Raw genomic sequence first — 13,413 nt, 5'->3', positions numbered from 1 at the left:
CCATCTTTCAGAAAATGGGTAGGATTAAGTTAATAACGAGAAAAGGGTGTTAAAATGAGAAAATTTGGAATTATTGGTTTAGGGAACGTTGGCCGTACAGTTGCATATACTTTGGTTACAAAGGGAATTGCTGATTCACTAGTACTTATTGATAAAGATCAGAAAAAGTCACGTGCTGAGCAGTTAGACCTGCAGGATGCCCAAGCACGATTGAATACAACTACCCAAATCACAACTCAAAATTACGACAATTTGAAGGATGTTGATATTTTATATATCTCAGCTGGAGATATCGCAGTTTCAACTAACAGTGGCGATCGTTTTGCAGAGTTCAAGATCACTTCAGCGGTTGTCAAAGAAATCGCCCCTAAAATTGTGGCATCTGGATTTAAGGGTGTGATTATCGACATTATGAATCCTTGTGATGCGGTTACCAGTTATTTGCAGAAGTTGACTGGGTTTTCAAAGCAAAGAGTGTTTGGAACGGGAACTTTCTTGGATACCGCGCGGATGCAACGTGTTGTTGGTGAAAAATTAAATGTAAATCCCCGCAGCGTAGAAGGTTATGTTTTGGGTGAGCATGGAAATAGCCAATTTGTGGCATGGTCAAGTGTTCGTGTAAAAGGTGAAGCTATTCAGGATTTACCTGAAGCTAAAGACTTCGATTTTGATCAATTAGCTGATGCCGCTAAACAAGGTGCTTGGGAAGTTGCTTCCGGTAAAGGATTTACTTCAGCTGCAATTGCGACTTGTGGTGTCAGTTTGGGACAAGCAGTTTTGTCGGATGCTCGTTTAGTTTGTCCGGTGTCTGGTTATAGTGAAAAATATAGTACTTACGTTGGTTTACCAGCGATTGTGGGCAAGAACGGAATTGAGTCTGTGGTTGACTTACCTTTGACAGACGAAGAAACTGTAAAGTTCGCTAAGTCTGCGGAAATGATTCATGATCGGGTAGCCAAGTTAAACTAATCTTTGAATTTTAAAGCTTTTAAACATTTACAGCCAAACAGGTTGAAAGTGTTTAAAAGCTTTTTTGTACTTGACAGAAAAATACTTTCCAAGTATAGTTAGTTACATAAGTAATTAACCAATTTACAGATATGGGGGAAGCAACTGTGAAAGAACAAACGGTTATTGATGTTCAAAGCGTGACAAAAGTGTATGGAAAGAAAAATGAAAAACAGTACACTGCTTTACAAAACGTCAATTTTAATGTAAAAAAAGGTGAATTCGTAGGCATTATGGGGGCTTCGGGTTCAGGAAAAACGACATTGCTGAATATTTTAGCAACGATGGATCAACCAACGGCAGGTAACGTCTTTATTGCAGGTCAAGATGTGACACAGTTGAAAGGAAATGCCGTTTCGGATTTTCGGGCTAAAAAGATTGGCTTTATTTTTCAGGATTTTAATCTCTTGGAAAGTTTATCGAATGCAGAAAATATTGGATTACCATTGACTTTGCAGGGCGTTAAAAAGCGGAAAACTAACGAACTTGTCCATCAAATTGCTAGTCAGTTGGGGATCAATCAGCTACTTGATAAATATCCGGTAGAAATATCTGGTGGTCAAAAGCAACGGATTGCGGCCGCGAGGGGATTAATCTCACGACCACAAATTTTATTTGCCGATGAACCAACCGGAGCTTTGGATTCCCAAAATGCCCGAGAACTTTTGGAAACTTTGAAACAAGTTAATGATGAAGAACAAGTTTCTATATTAATGGTAACCCATGATCCGTTTTCAGCTAGTTACTGTGAACGCATTTTGTTCATTAAGGATGGCCAAATTGGTGAACAACTTGAAGCTGGCAGTCAAACGCGAACTGAGTTTTACCAAACAATTTTGAATAAACTTGGCACCTTTAATGATCAGGGGGAAGATGTCGATGTTATTTAAATTAGCCTTTATAAGTGTTAAGGATCGTTGGCGGGACTATTTGGTGCTTTTTTCTGGATTGATTATTTCAAGCGCAATTTTTTATATGTTTGAAGCAATCGCCACTAATCAAGCCTTCATCAAGGGAAATATTTCACTTGGGTTAGCGACGTTTGTTTTTCAATTTGGTTCTGTGCTCCTTGGAATTATTACCCTCGTTTATATCGTGTATGCTAATTCATTCCTAATGAATATGAGAGAACATGATTATGGTTTGTTCATCATGTTAGGCGGGAAAAAATCACGACTTGGTTTCTTAATTTTTTTAGAAACGTTATTGATTGGGGCAATTTCCACAGTCTTGGGTGTTGTAGTCGGTGTTGGGCTTACAAAAGGATTATCTCAATTATTAATGCACGAGTTGGGCGTTGAAGTTGCCCATTTTACTGCCTGGAATACCATGGCTTTGCTTGTGACTTTTGCGTTCTTTATTGTGATCTTTTTTATGGCTTCGTTAATTAATCAGCACAAGTTGCTACATCGACCGGTGTTAAAATTGCTCCATGCTGATACGGTGGCAGATAAACCAATCAAGTTAACGGCCTGGCGTTACGCTGAAGGTGGATTAGGTTTAGTTTTAATAGCCGGTGGTTACTGGGCAATGGCGGCTATTGAGACTTTGCAACTTCTCTCAATTCCAATTGCACTGGTCACAATCGTATTGGGCACGTATTTTTTGTATCATGCACTTTTTCAAATTTTGATTACGGGATTGAAACGCTCACGCTTGGCAGGTAAGGGCTTAAATAGCTTTACATTAGGCCAGTTAAACTTTCGCATTCGAGATTATACCAGAATTCTAGCCGTCGTAAGTATCCTTTTTGCCTTAGCCTTAGGAGCAATTACGGTTGGAATGGGCTATCATCGTTTAATCCCAAGTATGGCAAGCGGTAGTTCAGCTTATGACTTGGTTGTTTATAAGCAAACTGCGAAAACTAAACAATTAATTCAAAAATTAGATTTAATAAAGCAAGTGACTTATAAGCGAAAAATTGTTGGCACAACTGCCTATTTTGACCAAATGGAGTTTCAAGAAACACCTTTTCAAGTGAGTCGCGTTAAGGCTGATGCCGTTGTCTTCAAACTAGCTACTAGTGAGCAACTGAGGTCTAGTTCACGGGTGCAAGAGCAATTTTTGAGTCTGCAAGCAAATTACACTTTAAGACAGATCAGAGTTGTGTCTCACCGTAATTTTCTGAAAATTCAGGGTAAGCCATCACAATTAACTTTACTGAAGACAACCGGATTAGCTAAAAATGCAGGTGTTTTGAAACAAATTGCAGAAAATCAAACCAATCAATTTCCTGGCCACATGTCGATTCAACAGTTAGGCGGGGCTTATCCACTGTACCAAGTGGCCAATGTCATGTTTGGTGGATTAGAATTTGTGGGCTTCTTCTTAGGATTGGCGTTTTTGACAATGTTGGCAAGCTGTTTAATGTTTAAAATTTTATCGGGTGTCCAACCGGATAGACAGCGCTATTATATGTTAAACCGATTAGGAACGCGACAAAATTTAATTCGGCGTTCAATTCGCCGTGAATTAGGCGCACTGTTTTTGTTGCCGGGGATATTAGGAATTATTCACGTCCTGTTTGGCTTGAAGATGTTTGTTCCGTTGATGGGTGATCCGTATGTTCATTTACAGACCCCCTTTGTGATTTTCTTACTGTTGTATTTGGGGTATTATTTAATTACATTGTTTATTTATGAAAAATTAGTGGTTCCAAGTATAAACATGCAGTCTTGAGGTGGTGATCATATGCAATTTGATTTTAGTGGGCAAGAACCCATTTATTTACAGGTAGCTAATCAAATTGAAGAAGGAATTTTTACAGGTGCTTTTAAAGAAGAAACGCAGGTCCCCTCAACAACCGAAATGTCTCGTGAATTTCATATTAACCCCGCGACAGTTTTGAAGGGCATGAATATCCTTGTCACTGAAAAATTGGTGGAAAAACGGCGTGGTTTAGGAATGTTTGTGAAAAAAGGGGCCTATCAGTTAATACTGGAAAAACGGCAAAATGACTTTTTTGAGGATTATGTAAAAAAAATTGTGGCAGAAGCTAAAAATTTAAAGTTATCAGAAACGGAATTGATTCAACTTATCAAAAGGGGGTTTCAAACAAATGGGGATTAAGGTTACGGAAGTTGCCAAAAAATTTGGTCGGAAGCAAATTTTGCAAAATATCAGTCTGGAGATTGAGCCAAATCGAATATACGGTCTGCTGGGCAGAAACGGTGCTGGCAAAAGTACATTATTAAATATTATTACCGACCGCATTTTTGCAAATGGTGGTTCGGTGACCATTGATGGTATTCCAACACACGAGCATGATGAATTGTTAGGCAATATCTATTTGATGAGTGAGGTTAATCTTTATCCAAAAAGGGCTCGTTTACAAGATTTATTTAAATCTTCAAAGAATATGTATGGCGGTTTCAATGAGGCATACGCAAAACACTTGTGTGAGGCATTTGAGTTAAATCCGAAACAAAGATTTGGTCAACTTTCAACAGGTTATCGCACGATCTTTAAATTAATTATTGCCCTTTGTTTACCTGTTGATTACGTTTTTTTAGATGAACCTATTCTTGGTCTTGACGCTAATCATCGTGAGTTGTTTTATAAAGAACTTTTGGATACGTATAGTAGTCATCCCCGAACTTTTGTGATTTCTACTCATATGATTGAAGAGATTGCTAATATGATTGAGCATGTTTTTGTGATAGAAAACGGCAAAATCTTAGTTGATGATGATGTGGACCATATGTTGTCACAGGCATATGTGATCACTGGTCCTGGAGAAACCGTTGATCAGTATACAGAGGGATTAAACGTGATTGGAACGGAATCACTTGGAAATCTCAAAGGTAACTATGTGTTTGGCAACCTAAATGATGATCGAGAGATTCCGGATACAATTCAAATTTCACGAATGGATCTGCAAAAACTCTTCATTCATTTAACAAGTGGCGAGGGGGTATCTAAATGAAAACTAAAATGATTTTTAAGAATAAATTTGGATACTATTTAAAGGGTCTGGGGTACACTTATATTCTAACCTTTTTGTTTATTTTCCTGTTACCGATTGTTTTTGCGTTGCTATTCACGGGAAGCCTTGATGGTATTTCAATTCATAATTTATTGAAAAATAATTTATTACCATTTATTTCGATTCTGTTTTTAGTAATCTCATCATATCGAGTTTATGGACCATTTAAGTTTTATATCCAAAATGGTATTTCTCGTCGAACAGTTTGGAAAGCAACCATTTGGGTGACCGCGCTGCTTAGTTTATTGATGAGCGTAATCAATTATTGTTATTATTATGCGGTGATTTTACCAAACGTTGGAAATGTTGATAATACTTTTTATAACCAACTTTTTGGTCAGTTCCTGGGTTTTCATAGTTTTTGGAATATTCCAGCTCAAATTCTTTATGAATGGTTATTACTTTGGAGTTTTGCTGTTTTGGGTATGTTTTTTGGAAGTTTATCGGCACTCCTGAAGAAGCGAACCCGGCGCATGTTGTGGATTGCCATCCCCATTGGGCTTGTCGTGTTAGTTCGTTTTTTAATGCAGTTCCATACTGGCATGAATTTAGATTGGACGATGAATTTTATCAAATTTGTGGTCGGTTATACAGAAACAACTAACGAAGGGGAATGGAATCCATTCCACCCGGTTGGATTTATGGCGATTATGATTATTTTGGGTACGATCATTAATTACTGGATTCAACAACATATTGTCTTAAAAAATCAGTAAAAAATGAGACCGCAACAAAAACACAGTTTTTGTTGCGGTCTCATTTTTGTTTATTGAATAGCAACGAGATGTTTATAAAATGCGGCATAGATCGCTTGAGAATATGGAACGTACCAGATAAATCCAATTCCGAAACTAAATAAGCAAAGAACATACCAGCCAATCATGCTTAATTTTAATAAGAAAAATTCAAATTTATGCCCCTGCATTAATTGGCGACTCATTGTGATACAGTCATTGTATTCAATGCGACCCGCATTGCCAGCGGCTAATTGATCTTTGTAAATCAGGTATGATTGGGAGTAGGCATAGTACTTAATAATTCCAGGAACAATGAGTAATAAAGTCCAAAAAAACAAATAAATGAACTGGAGTACAAAGATTGCCAAAGTTGGAATGAAATAGCGTTTGGTAAAAACTTGAAAAGCACTTTTCACAGGTGAAAAATCGCGATTAGGTTCGCGTAACCAGTCTAGGAATGTGTAACTAACCCCAACACTGATAAATGTAACTATGGCAGTTCGTAAAAAGCTCCAAACATTGGATGAACCGGAATTTGGTGACTCCTCATTAGCATAGCTTGTAACTTCATTATTGAGAAGGTGAGGATTCTTAATGAGCAAGTACAGTCCAAACAAAATACCTAGGGAAATGATAAATCCCACAATTGCTCTAAGGACAATTGGAACTACTGCGGTCATGGAAGCTTGACCCCAATGACCCTTAAAAACTTGTTTGACTTCTTTTTTTAATTCGCGACGGATTTGGTGATATGACATGACAGACTCCTCCTCTTTTTTTCTATTTTACCATGAACCTATGAATTGACAATGTGATGAAGTAATTTGAAATGAGGAGACTGGTTATTAGTACCTTAGGTTTGGAGACGTGGTAAAATTAAACTATTAATTACGAGGAGAAAAAGTTATGAAAGAAGTTGAAGAAGTACGCAGTAGACTACAAAATTTACGGATTAAATTACAAGGTGGTCAGATTTATCAGTCGTTACTTCCGGAAATTGATAAGATTATTATGTCGACAGATGTGTCGGCGCCAACAGAAGTTCACTTGCCTGATGATGACGATGGTATTCGGGATCTTATTCAGTCGCTTCGTGATCAGTTGAATGAGCACGAACTGGAAGAAGTTTCCGATAAGGATTTAATGCAGTTATTTCAACATATTGGCTCGCCTGATTTGATGATTCGTGATAAAGGCGTATATTTTCTATTTAGTGATATTTTGCAGCAACAAATCACCTCGAAAAAACAATTAAAAATGATTTTTGACCATTTGATTCAGGATGAAAGTTTGTTTGATCACATTCTGGAACCTCAAAATGACGGTGTGTTTAAGAGATCATTTAGTTTAATGTTTTTATCAACCTTGTTGTATATAGATAGGGCTGGATCACACTTTATAGATGATGAGAGTAAAAATACCCTTGTTGATCAATTGGTTACTTACATAGCCTTAGAAACAGATACACGGGGTTATTCTGGTAAGAAGGGCTGGGCACATGCCTATACGCATATTGGCAATGTTTTGGATGAATTAGCAGTTGATAATAGCTTGGTTAGAGCGGATAAATTACTCATGTTAGCTGTTTTATTAGCTCGGTACAAACGGCTTTCAACGCCACTAATTTTTGGTGAGCCAGAGCGCATAGGTGGCTACATTGCGGATTTAACTAATCAAAACAAACTTTACACCGACTTTTTGTTGTTAGCACTAAAAAATTGGCGTCATGAGTTAGTGTCGATTCAAACGACAGAAGATGAACAGATGTGGACGCGCCTGTACAACCGCCAGCGATTATTGCAAGCATTAGTCTTAAATCCAGAAATGCCAAAAGAAGTTAGTTCATATTTAAATGAGGAAAATGATTTTCGTTTTTAAGGAGATATTTTAATGAGTGAACAAATAAATGCAATCGGTTTTTACAAAGGTTTACCAATTGAAGATTCAAACAGTTTAATTAATTTAAAAATTGATCGTCCTAAGGCAAATGATTTTGATCTTTTGATTGAAGTTAAGTCCGTTTCCGTAAATCCGGTCGATACTAAGATTCGTCAAGGCCATCCTGAAACAAGTGTTCCAACTGTGCTTGGATTTGATGCCTATGGAACTGTTGTTGAATTGGGGCAGAAAGTGACTAACTTTAAAGTGGGGGATCATGTTTTTTATGCAGGAACCAATAATCGTTCTGGGAGTGACCAAGCTTTGCAGTTAGTGGATGCGCGAATTGTGGCCCATGCACCGCAAAATATTAGTGTGGAAGAAGCGGCAGCCATGCCTTTGACTAGTTTAACGGCTTGGGAATCTCTTTTTGAACGAATGCCATTAATTCCAAAAAAGGATGCTAATTTGGGAAAGCAGATTTTGATTATTAATGGTGCTGGGGGCGTTGGTTCAGTGGCAATTCAGCTGGCAAAGTGGGCAGGTTTAAAAGTTTTAACAACGGCCTCACGACCAGAGACGATTGAATGGGTTAAAAAAATGGGTGCGGATGTCGTTTTGGATTATCACAAATCGTTAGCTGACCAACTTAAAGCAGTTGGCATTCAGTCTGTAGGGTTTGCCTTGATTTTTCACTCAACTGATAATTATTTGCCAATTTTGGCAAAACTCGTGGCACCAGAAGGATTTATCACTTCCATTGTGGAAAATGAACGTCCTTTACCAATGGGACTTTTAAAATCTAAGAGTATTACTTTTGCTTGGGAGTTTATGTTTACAAAAAGTATTTATCAGACTGCAGATATGGCAACACAAGGAACAATCCTCGAAAAGATTGCCACACTTTTGGATGAAAAAGAGATTCGATCAACTTTAACTGTGACGCTTCCGGGAATTAACGCAGCGACTCTAAGACATGCTCATGAACTTGTTGAAACTAATAAAATGATTGGTAAAGTCGTGTTAACTGGCGATTTTGATGCCAAATAGTTTGGATATTAAAGTTTTTTTCTCTGCAAATTCATGGTACAATTTAGGTTCAATACAAAATCTAAGTGATAGGATGAGATTTTAAATGAGTACGGAAAAAAAGATTCACGTTGGTTTGCTATTTGGTGGTAATTCATCTGAACATGATGTTTCAAAGCGTTCTGCACATAATATTTTCGATGCAATGGATAAAGAGCGTTACGAAGTCAGTCTGTTCATGGTTACAAAAGATGGCTATTTGTTGAGTGATGCTTCATCAAGAAGAATTTTTGATGGCGAATCAGAAGATAAAGTTGTGGCAGATGCCATGAAATCGGTTGATAAGGGTAATCCATTGTCACCAATTTTGAACTTGAGTGAACAAAAAGATATCGATGTTTATTTCCCAATTATTCACGGTAATTTGGGTGAAGATGGGACGATTCAAGGCTTGCTACGGCTACTACAAAAGCCTTATGTCGGCAGTGGTATTCTTGCTTCAGCTGTTTCGTTTGACAAGGATACAACTAAACAGTTATTAACACATAATGGGATTCGTAACACAAAGTATGTGGTTGTGACACCCGAAAATCGTGGCGACTATTCCTATGATGTTTGTCGCGAATTACTAGGTGAGCTGATGTTCTTAAAACCCGCTAATCAAGGATCATCAGTGGGTATTCATAAAGCGACAAATGCTCAAGAGTTTGAAACTGGGCTGGATGATGCCTTTCGATATGATTTTAAAGTGTTGGTTGAACAATCAATTGAACAACCAGAAGAAGTGGAAGTTTCTATTTTAGGTAATCGAAATCCCAAGGCTTCTAAAGTAGGACGAATTATCGTACCGAAATCTGATACATTCTATGATTATAATAATAAGTTTGTCGATGCCAGTGGGGTTCAATTTGAACTACCAGCTAGCATTTCTAGTGAGCTTTCTGATGAAGTTCAACAAATGGCACTGGATGCTTTCCGAGTACTTGGTTGCTGTGGCTTAGCTAGAATCGACTTTTTGGTTGATCATAACAAAGTTCCCTACCTAAGCGAAATTAATACGCTGCCTGGTTTTACAAACATTAGTTTGTATCCCCAACTTTGGGAAGTGTCTGGGATTAGCTATGAAAGGTTAATTGATCAACTCATTGATTTGGCATTTGAGGAATTTAATCGACGTTCTAAAATTCATTATGATTTCACACCGCTTGATGCAGAGTAACAATTTAAAGAAGTCAGAGAAAACTTTTTCTCTGGCTTTTTTAGTTAATGAAAATTGATAGCTAAAACGTAAAGGAAAAGACAAATTCTTCACTAACAAGATGAAGGAACGCGCGTTTTTCTTTTTCAGAGCATTTAGTTCATTTCTTGATAATGTTAAGATTAAAGCGAAAGCAATTTTCCAGCAACGGGGGTAGTGACTGTTATGAAACGCTTCATATTTCGCGATTTTTATCAACTTAAAAATTTAATTAATTACATGATTAAATCAGATGAAAATTTGTATTATGCCAGTTTGACGCTATTAGTTGGTGTTGTAACTAGCATCCTATTGGAGCATGCACTTTTTCTTTCAGAAAATCCGTTATTAATCCCATTAAAATTTATTTTTGCGGTTCTTATTATTTGGGGGATGTTTGTTGGCTTAATGGCAGCATCCCTAATGATTAGTGGGTTTCAGCAACGTAAGCCGGTTAACTTCGATCATTTGAAGGATTTGTTACAAAAGTTGTTTGAAAGAAATTGGATTATTAGTATTGCATATTTCTTTTTTTATGTGGTAATTACGATTCCACTAGGTGGATTTGGATTTGCAACCGTCATTCTGGCTCATATTCCAACAAGCGTTTCAATTCAAAACTTTGTTTTTGCTAATCGCTGGACGGTCGCACCTGTTTTTATTCTTTTGTATCTTATTTTTTGTTACATAGCTCTGCGAATGCTTTTAGCACTTCCAGCAATGATTAGTTATCAATGTTCACTGACTGAAGGAATTCGACTGAGTTGGCGCCTAACAAAAGGGCAGACAGGCAGGATGCTTATCCAGATTTTGATCATTGTTGTTCGTGTTTCCGTACCGTTTCTGCTAATTGGGAGCCTTATTCTAGAAGGTATATTTGCCTGGAACAGCTGGATGCATTCAGACTTACCATCAACTATTTTGATGGTTTTAGCGATTACATTTATTGAACTGTTGTTTGTTGGTTGGTTTTTAGTTTTTATGACTGGTTTTTTGTCACGATTGGGTGAGTGGGTTAGAGTCGTAAACATGCCACTAGCGAAAACATCGGTATTCAAAACAAGAGGATTAAATTATCATCAATGGGATTTGAAACAAATCAAGAAAATTGGGATTGCTTTATTGGGTCTGTTATTTTTGAGCACACCCACGTATGCCTTTTTTTCAATTCGGATGAATGAGAATCATTCAACTGACGTGCTAGTTATCTCACACCGTGGCGTAAGTGATCATAATGGTGTGCAAAATACGATTATGGCACTTAGAAAAACGGCTAAACTAAAACCCGATTATGTGGAAATGGATATTCGAGAAACTAAAGATCATCAGTTTGTGGTCATGCATGATAGTAATCTGTATCATTTGGGCAGAAAAAATAGGTCAGTTTCTGATCTAACCCTAAAAGAATTAACACATTTAACCATTCGAGAAAATGGCTATCAAACTAAAATTAGCAGTTTTTCCGATTACCTTAAAACTGCCCATCAGTTAAAACAGCCTTTGATTGTTGAGATCAAGGCAAGTAAAAATGACACAGCTAATCTGGTGACCCTATTTAATAAAAAGTATGGCCATAGCTTAGAAACACATCACGATATGGTTCATTCTTTGAATGCCACCTTTATGACCCAACTAAAAAAGCAACGGCCAAATTTAGTGACAGGGATTATTACGCCGTTTAACATTGCGCTAATGCCTAAAAATTCAACTGATTTTTATTCCCTTGAATTTCATACACTGAATCGCCAGTTTATTCAGCAGGCTTGGGCACAGCATAAAAAAGTCTATGCTTGGCCAGTGGACGGCATTGAACCGATGAAGCGAATGTTAGCGTTGCGAGTTGATGGGATGATTACAAATCATGTGCAGAGATTACAGAAAGTCATTCGCGAAAGAAATGCGGCGGATTTAAGTCGCTATGAAGTGATCAATAATTTAATTGAACTTTGGTAAAAATGCGAATCTTATTCTTGTTGCAGAAAGGAATGAGAATATGAATCGTTGTATGTGGGGAAATAAAAATGAATTGTTGAAACAGTATCATGATCTAGAGTGGGGTGTTCCAATTTTGGATACGCAAAGTTTATTTGAATGTTTTGCGTTGGAAATCTTTCAAGCGGGGTTGAATTGGGTAACTGTCCTGAAAAGAAGAGAAGCTTTTAGAAATGTCTTTGCGCAATTTGATCCACAAATATTAAGCCTGTTTACTGACTATGATATTAGCCAGATTTTGACAGATGCAACGATTATTCGTAATGAGCGAAAAATTAAAGCGGTAGTTCAAAACGCACAAGTTGTAGCCAATCTACCAATGAATTTTTCAGACTATATTTGGCAGTTTGTAGATTTTGAACCCATTAGGAATTCGCAAGTAGTTTTGGATGATTCACAATCGCGAACTTGTTTAACAAATAGGATTGCAAGTCAAATGAAAGCAGATGGCTTCATTTTTGTGGGTCCAAAAATGATTAATGCCTTTTTACAAGCAGCGGGTCTTATCAATGACCATGAAGTGAGTTGCTTTCGATATCATAATCTAGCTGTTCAATAGAAAGCATGTGGCAAAATAAAAGATGTCCGAAGAAAAATGGTTATTTTCTCGGGCATCTTTTATTTTAAAAAAACAAGTTCTTATTTAATCTTAACTGGTTGATTAGCAAGATCAGTGCGGACAACTAAAACATCACAAACTGCTGTTCTTGTAACGTACTCGGTCACTGAACCAATTAGGAGACGTTCAACGGCATTCAAACCAGTCGCTCCAATCATAATAAGATCGGTATGTAACTGTTTTGGCATGTCATTTGCGATCACAACTTTTGGTGCACCATATTCAATTGAATAATCAACGTTTTCCAAACCTTTATCTTTTGCTTCATCCACATATTTATCAAGGGTTGTTTTTGCAGTTTCAGTAACCTGCTCAACCATTGCTGTATCAAAGCTTGAGATGTTTTGAAATGCGCGGGTATCAACAACGTGTACCAAATGTAATTCGGAACCTTTATTTCGTCTAGCAACTGCAACAGCTTTTTCGAAAGCTAATTCAGCTTCTTTTGAGCCATCAACAGGAACCAGTATATGTTTATATTGTTGTGTCATATAAATCACCTCTCCAACTTTCTAACTCCATTTTACGTTAAATTACCCAAAATAAAAAGAAAAAAGAGCGTTTTCTTTTTGATTAAACGGCTACAATGGGAGACAATCGGCATTTGCAGGTAGTTATTTTGGTAAAAAACTTAATAGTCCAATTAGAATTGCAGTGGTAGATAGACAGCCCAAAAGAAGAATCAGACAAATTAGAATGATCACATGTGTCCAAGCGATGACAAAAGCAATAATAGCCATTAAAATGAGGGCAAGACCGCCAATTCGTAAAAGTTCTTGTAGAGCTGGATTCTCAGTTGGATTGAATAGGAGAAAAGGTTGCTGCTGGTGCCGATATAAGTAAGTTCCAATTACGGCAAGAATAATAGAAAAAAGAACCATAAGAGCTGAAATCAGCATAGTATTCCTCCTTGAAATTTATTTGATAA

The 13,413-nt window shown here is 37.2% G+C and carries 14 protein-coding genes; 11 read left to right on the top strand and 3 right to left on the bottom strand.

Annotated elements, in window-relative coordinates:
• The first annotated feature begins 54 nt into the window (after positions 1–54).
• From DD627_RS08875 to DD627_RS08850, 6 genes are all read left to right on the top strand, one after another.
• Positions 55–969, top strand: a complete 915-nt coding sequence (locus tag DD627_RS08875) for an L-lactate dehydrogenase (RefSeq protein WP_057783846.1) — start codon at positions 55–57, stop codon at positions 967–969.
• Between the two features lie 146 nt (positions 970–1,115).
• On the top strand, positions 1,116–1,898 hold the full coding sequence (locus DD627_RS08870; RefSeq protein WP_260266844.1) for an ABC transporter ATP-binding protein: 783 nt from the start codon (positions 1,116–1,118) through the stop codon (positions 1,896–1,898).
• A complete protein-coding gene (locus DD627_RS08865; protein WP_057783850.1) occupies positions 1,888–3,687 on the top strand; it encodes an FtsX-like permease family protein in 1,800 nt (599 codons plus the stop codon). The genes DD627_RS08870 and DD627_RS08865 overlap by 11 nt, the downstream gene beginning before the upstream one ends.
• A gap of 12 nt (positions 3,688–3,699) precedes the next feature.
• Positions 3,700–4,077, top strand: a complete 378-nt coding sequence (locus DD627_RS08860) for a GntR family transcriptional regulator (protein WP_057783852.1) — start codon at positions 3,700–3,702, stop codon at positions 4,075–4,077.
• Positions 4,067–4,933 (top strand): ATP-binding cassette domain-containing protein, encoded by an 867-nt coding sequence (locus DD627_RS08855; protein WP_260274968.1) that lies wholly within the window; start codon positions 4,067–4,069, stop codon positions 4,931–4,933. Before DD627_RS08860 ends, DD627_RS08855 begins: the two co-directional genes overlap by 11 nt.
• Entirely contained in the window at positions 4,930–5,709 is a 780-nt protein-coding gene (locus DD627_RS08850) for a hypothetical protein (RefSeq protein WP_057783856.1), read from the top strand. The genes DD627_RS08855 and DD627_RS08850 overlap by 4 nt, the downstream gene beginning before the upstream one ends.
• Before the next feature lie 50 nt (positions 5,710–5,759).
• On the opposite strand, the gene DD627_RS08845 is transcribed toward DD627_RS08850, so the two are convergent.
• Positions 5,760–6,488: a DUF975 family protein gene (locus tag DD627_RS08845; protein WP_260274967.1), complete on the bottom strand. Its 729-nt coding sequence runs from the start codon at positions 6,486–6,488 to the stop codon at positions 5,760–5,762.
• Positions 6,489–6,636: 148 nt separating this feature from the next.
• Between DD627_RS08845 and DD627_RS08840 the strand changes: the two genes are divergently transcribed.
• The 5 genes from DD627_RS08840 (at position 6,637) to DD627_RS08820 (ending at position 12,425) form a co-directional block, all read left to right on the top strand.
• Positions 6,637–7,608: a DUF2785 domain-containing protein gene (locus tag DD627_RS08840; protein WP_057783861.1), complete on the top strand. Its 972-nt coding sequence runs from the start codon at positions 6,637–6,639 to the stop codon at positions 7,606–7,608.
• A gap of 12 nt (positions 7,609–7,620) precedes the next feature.
• Entirely contained in the window at positions 7,621–8,658 is a 1,038-nt protein-coding gene (locus DD627_RS08835) for a zinc-binding alcohol dehydrogenase family protein (protein WP_198145847.1), read from the top strand.
• Between the two features lie 85 nt (positions 8,659–8,743).
• Complete coding sequence (locus DD627_RS08830) at positions 8,744–9,856, top strand: D-alanine--D-alanine ligase family protein (protein WP_260274966.1); 1,113 nt, start codon at positions 8,744–8,746, stop codon at positions 9,854–9,856.
• 204 nt (positions 9,857–10,060) lie between these two features.
• Positions 10,061–11,827: a glycerophosphodiester phosphodiesterase gene (locus DD627_RS08825; RefSeq protein ID WP_260274965.1), complete on the top strand. Its 1,767-nt coding sequence runs from the start codon at positions 10,061–10,063 to the stop codon at positions 11,825–11,827.
• A 40-nt stretch (positions 11,828–11,867) separates the two neighbouring features.
• The gene (locus tag DD627_RS08820) at positions 11,868–12,425 is read left to right on the top strand and encodes a DNA-3-methyladenine glycosylase I (protein WP_068808083.1); all 558 of its coding nucleotides are present in this window, start codon (positions 11,868–11,870) and stop codon (positions 12,423–12,425) included.
• A gap of 80 nt (positions 12,426–12,505) precedes the next feature.
• On the opposite strand, the gene DD627_RS08815 is transcribed toward DD627_RS08820, so the two are convergent.
• Positions 12,506–12,976: a universal stress protein gene (locus DD627_RS08815; RefSeq protein WP_057784705.1), complete on the bottom strand. Its 471-nt coding sequence runs from the start codon at positions 12,974–12,976 to the stop codon at positions 12,506–12,508.
• Positions 12,977–13,099: 123 nt separating this feature from the next.
• Entirely contained in the window at positions 13,100–13,384 is a 285-nt protein-coding gene (locus DD627_RS08810; RefSeq protein WP_057784706.1) for a hypothetical protein, read from the bottom strand.
• Positions 13,385–13,413 lie beyond the last annotated feature (29 nt).

The organism is Pediococcus sp. (genome assembly GCF_003533255.1).
Classification (GTDB): Bacteria; Bacillota; Bacilli; order Lactobacillales; family Lactobacillaceae; genus Pediococcus; species Pediococcus parvulus.
Note: the sequence above shows the minus strand (reverse complement) of the source record. Positions and strands in the feature narration are given on the sequence as shown.

Coding starts and splice junctions, on each gene's coding strand:
- DD627_RS08860 (WP_057783852.1), top strand. CDS start 3,700: ATGCAATTTGATTTTAGTGGGCAAGAACCCATTTATTTACAGGTAGCT.
- DD627_RS08865 (WP_057783850.1), top strand. CDS start 1,888: ATGTTATTTAAATTAGCCTTTATAAGTGTTAAGGATCGTTGGCGGGAC.
- DD627_RS08825 (WP_260274965.1), top strand. CDS start 10,061: ATGAAACGCTTCATATTTCGCGATTTTTATCAACTTAAAAATTTAATT.
- DD627_RS08835 (WP_198145847.1), top strand. CDS start 7,621: ATGAGTGAACAAATAAATGCAATCGGTTTTTACAAAGGTTTACCAATT.
- DD627_RS08820 (WP_068808083.1), top strand. CDS start 11,868: ATGAATCGTTGTATGTGGGGAAATAAAAATGAATTGTTGAAACAGTAT.
- DD627_RS08815 (WP_057784705.1), bottom strand. CDS start 12,976: ATGACACAACAATATAAACATATACTGGTTCCTGTTGATGGCTCAAAA.
- DD627_RS08830 (WP_260274966.1), top strand. CDS start 8,744: ATGAGTACGGAAAAAAAGATTCACGTTGGTTTGCTATTTGGTGGTAAT.
- DD627_RS08850 (WP_057783856.1), top strand. CDS start 4,930: ATGAAAACTAAAATGATTTTTAAGAATAAATTTGGATACTATTTAAAG.
- DD627_RS08875 (WP_057783846.1), top strand. CDS start 55: ATGAGAAAATTTGGAATTATTGGTTTAGGGAACGTTGGCCGTACAGTT.
- DD627_RS08855 (WP_260274968.1), top strand. CDS start 4,067: ATGGGGATTAAGGTTACGGAAGTTGCCAAAAAATTTGGTCGGAAGCAA.
- DD627_RS08845 (WP_260274967.1), bottom strand. CDS start 6,488: ATGTCATATCACCAAATCCGTCGCGAATTAAAAAAAGAAGTCAAACAA.
- DD627_RS08840 (WP_057783861.1), top strand. CDS start 6,637: ATGAAAGAAGTTGAAGAAGTACGCAGTAGACTACAAAATTTACGGATT.
- DD627_RS08810 (WP_057784706.1), bottom strand. CDS start 13,384: ATGCTGATTTCAGCTCTTATGGTTCTTTTTTCTATTATTCTTGCCGTA.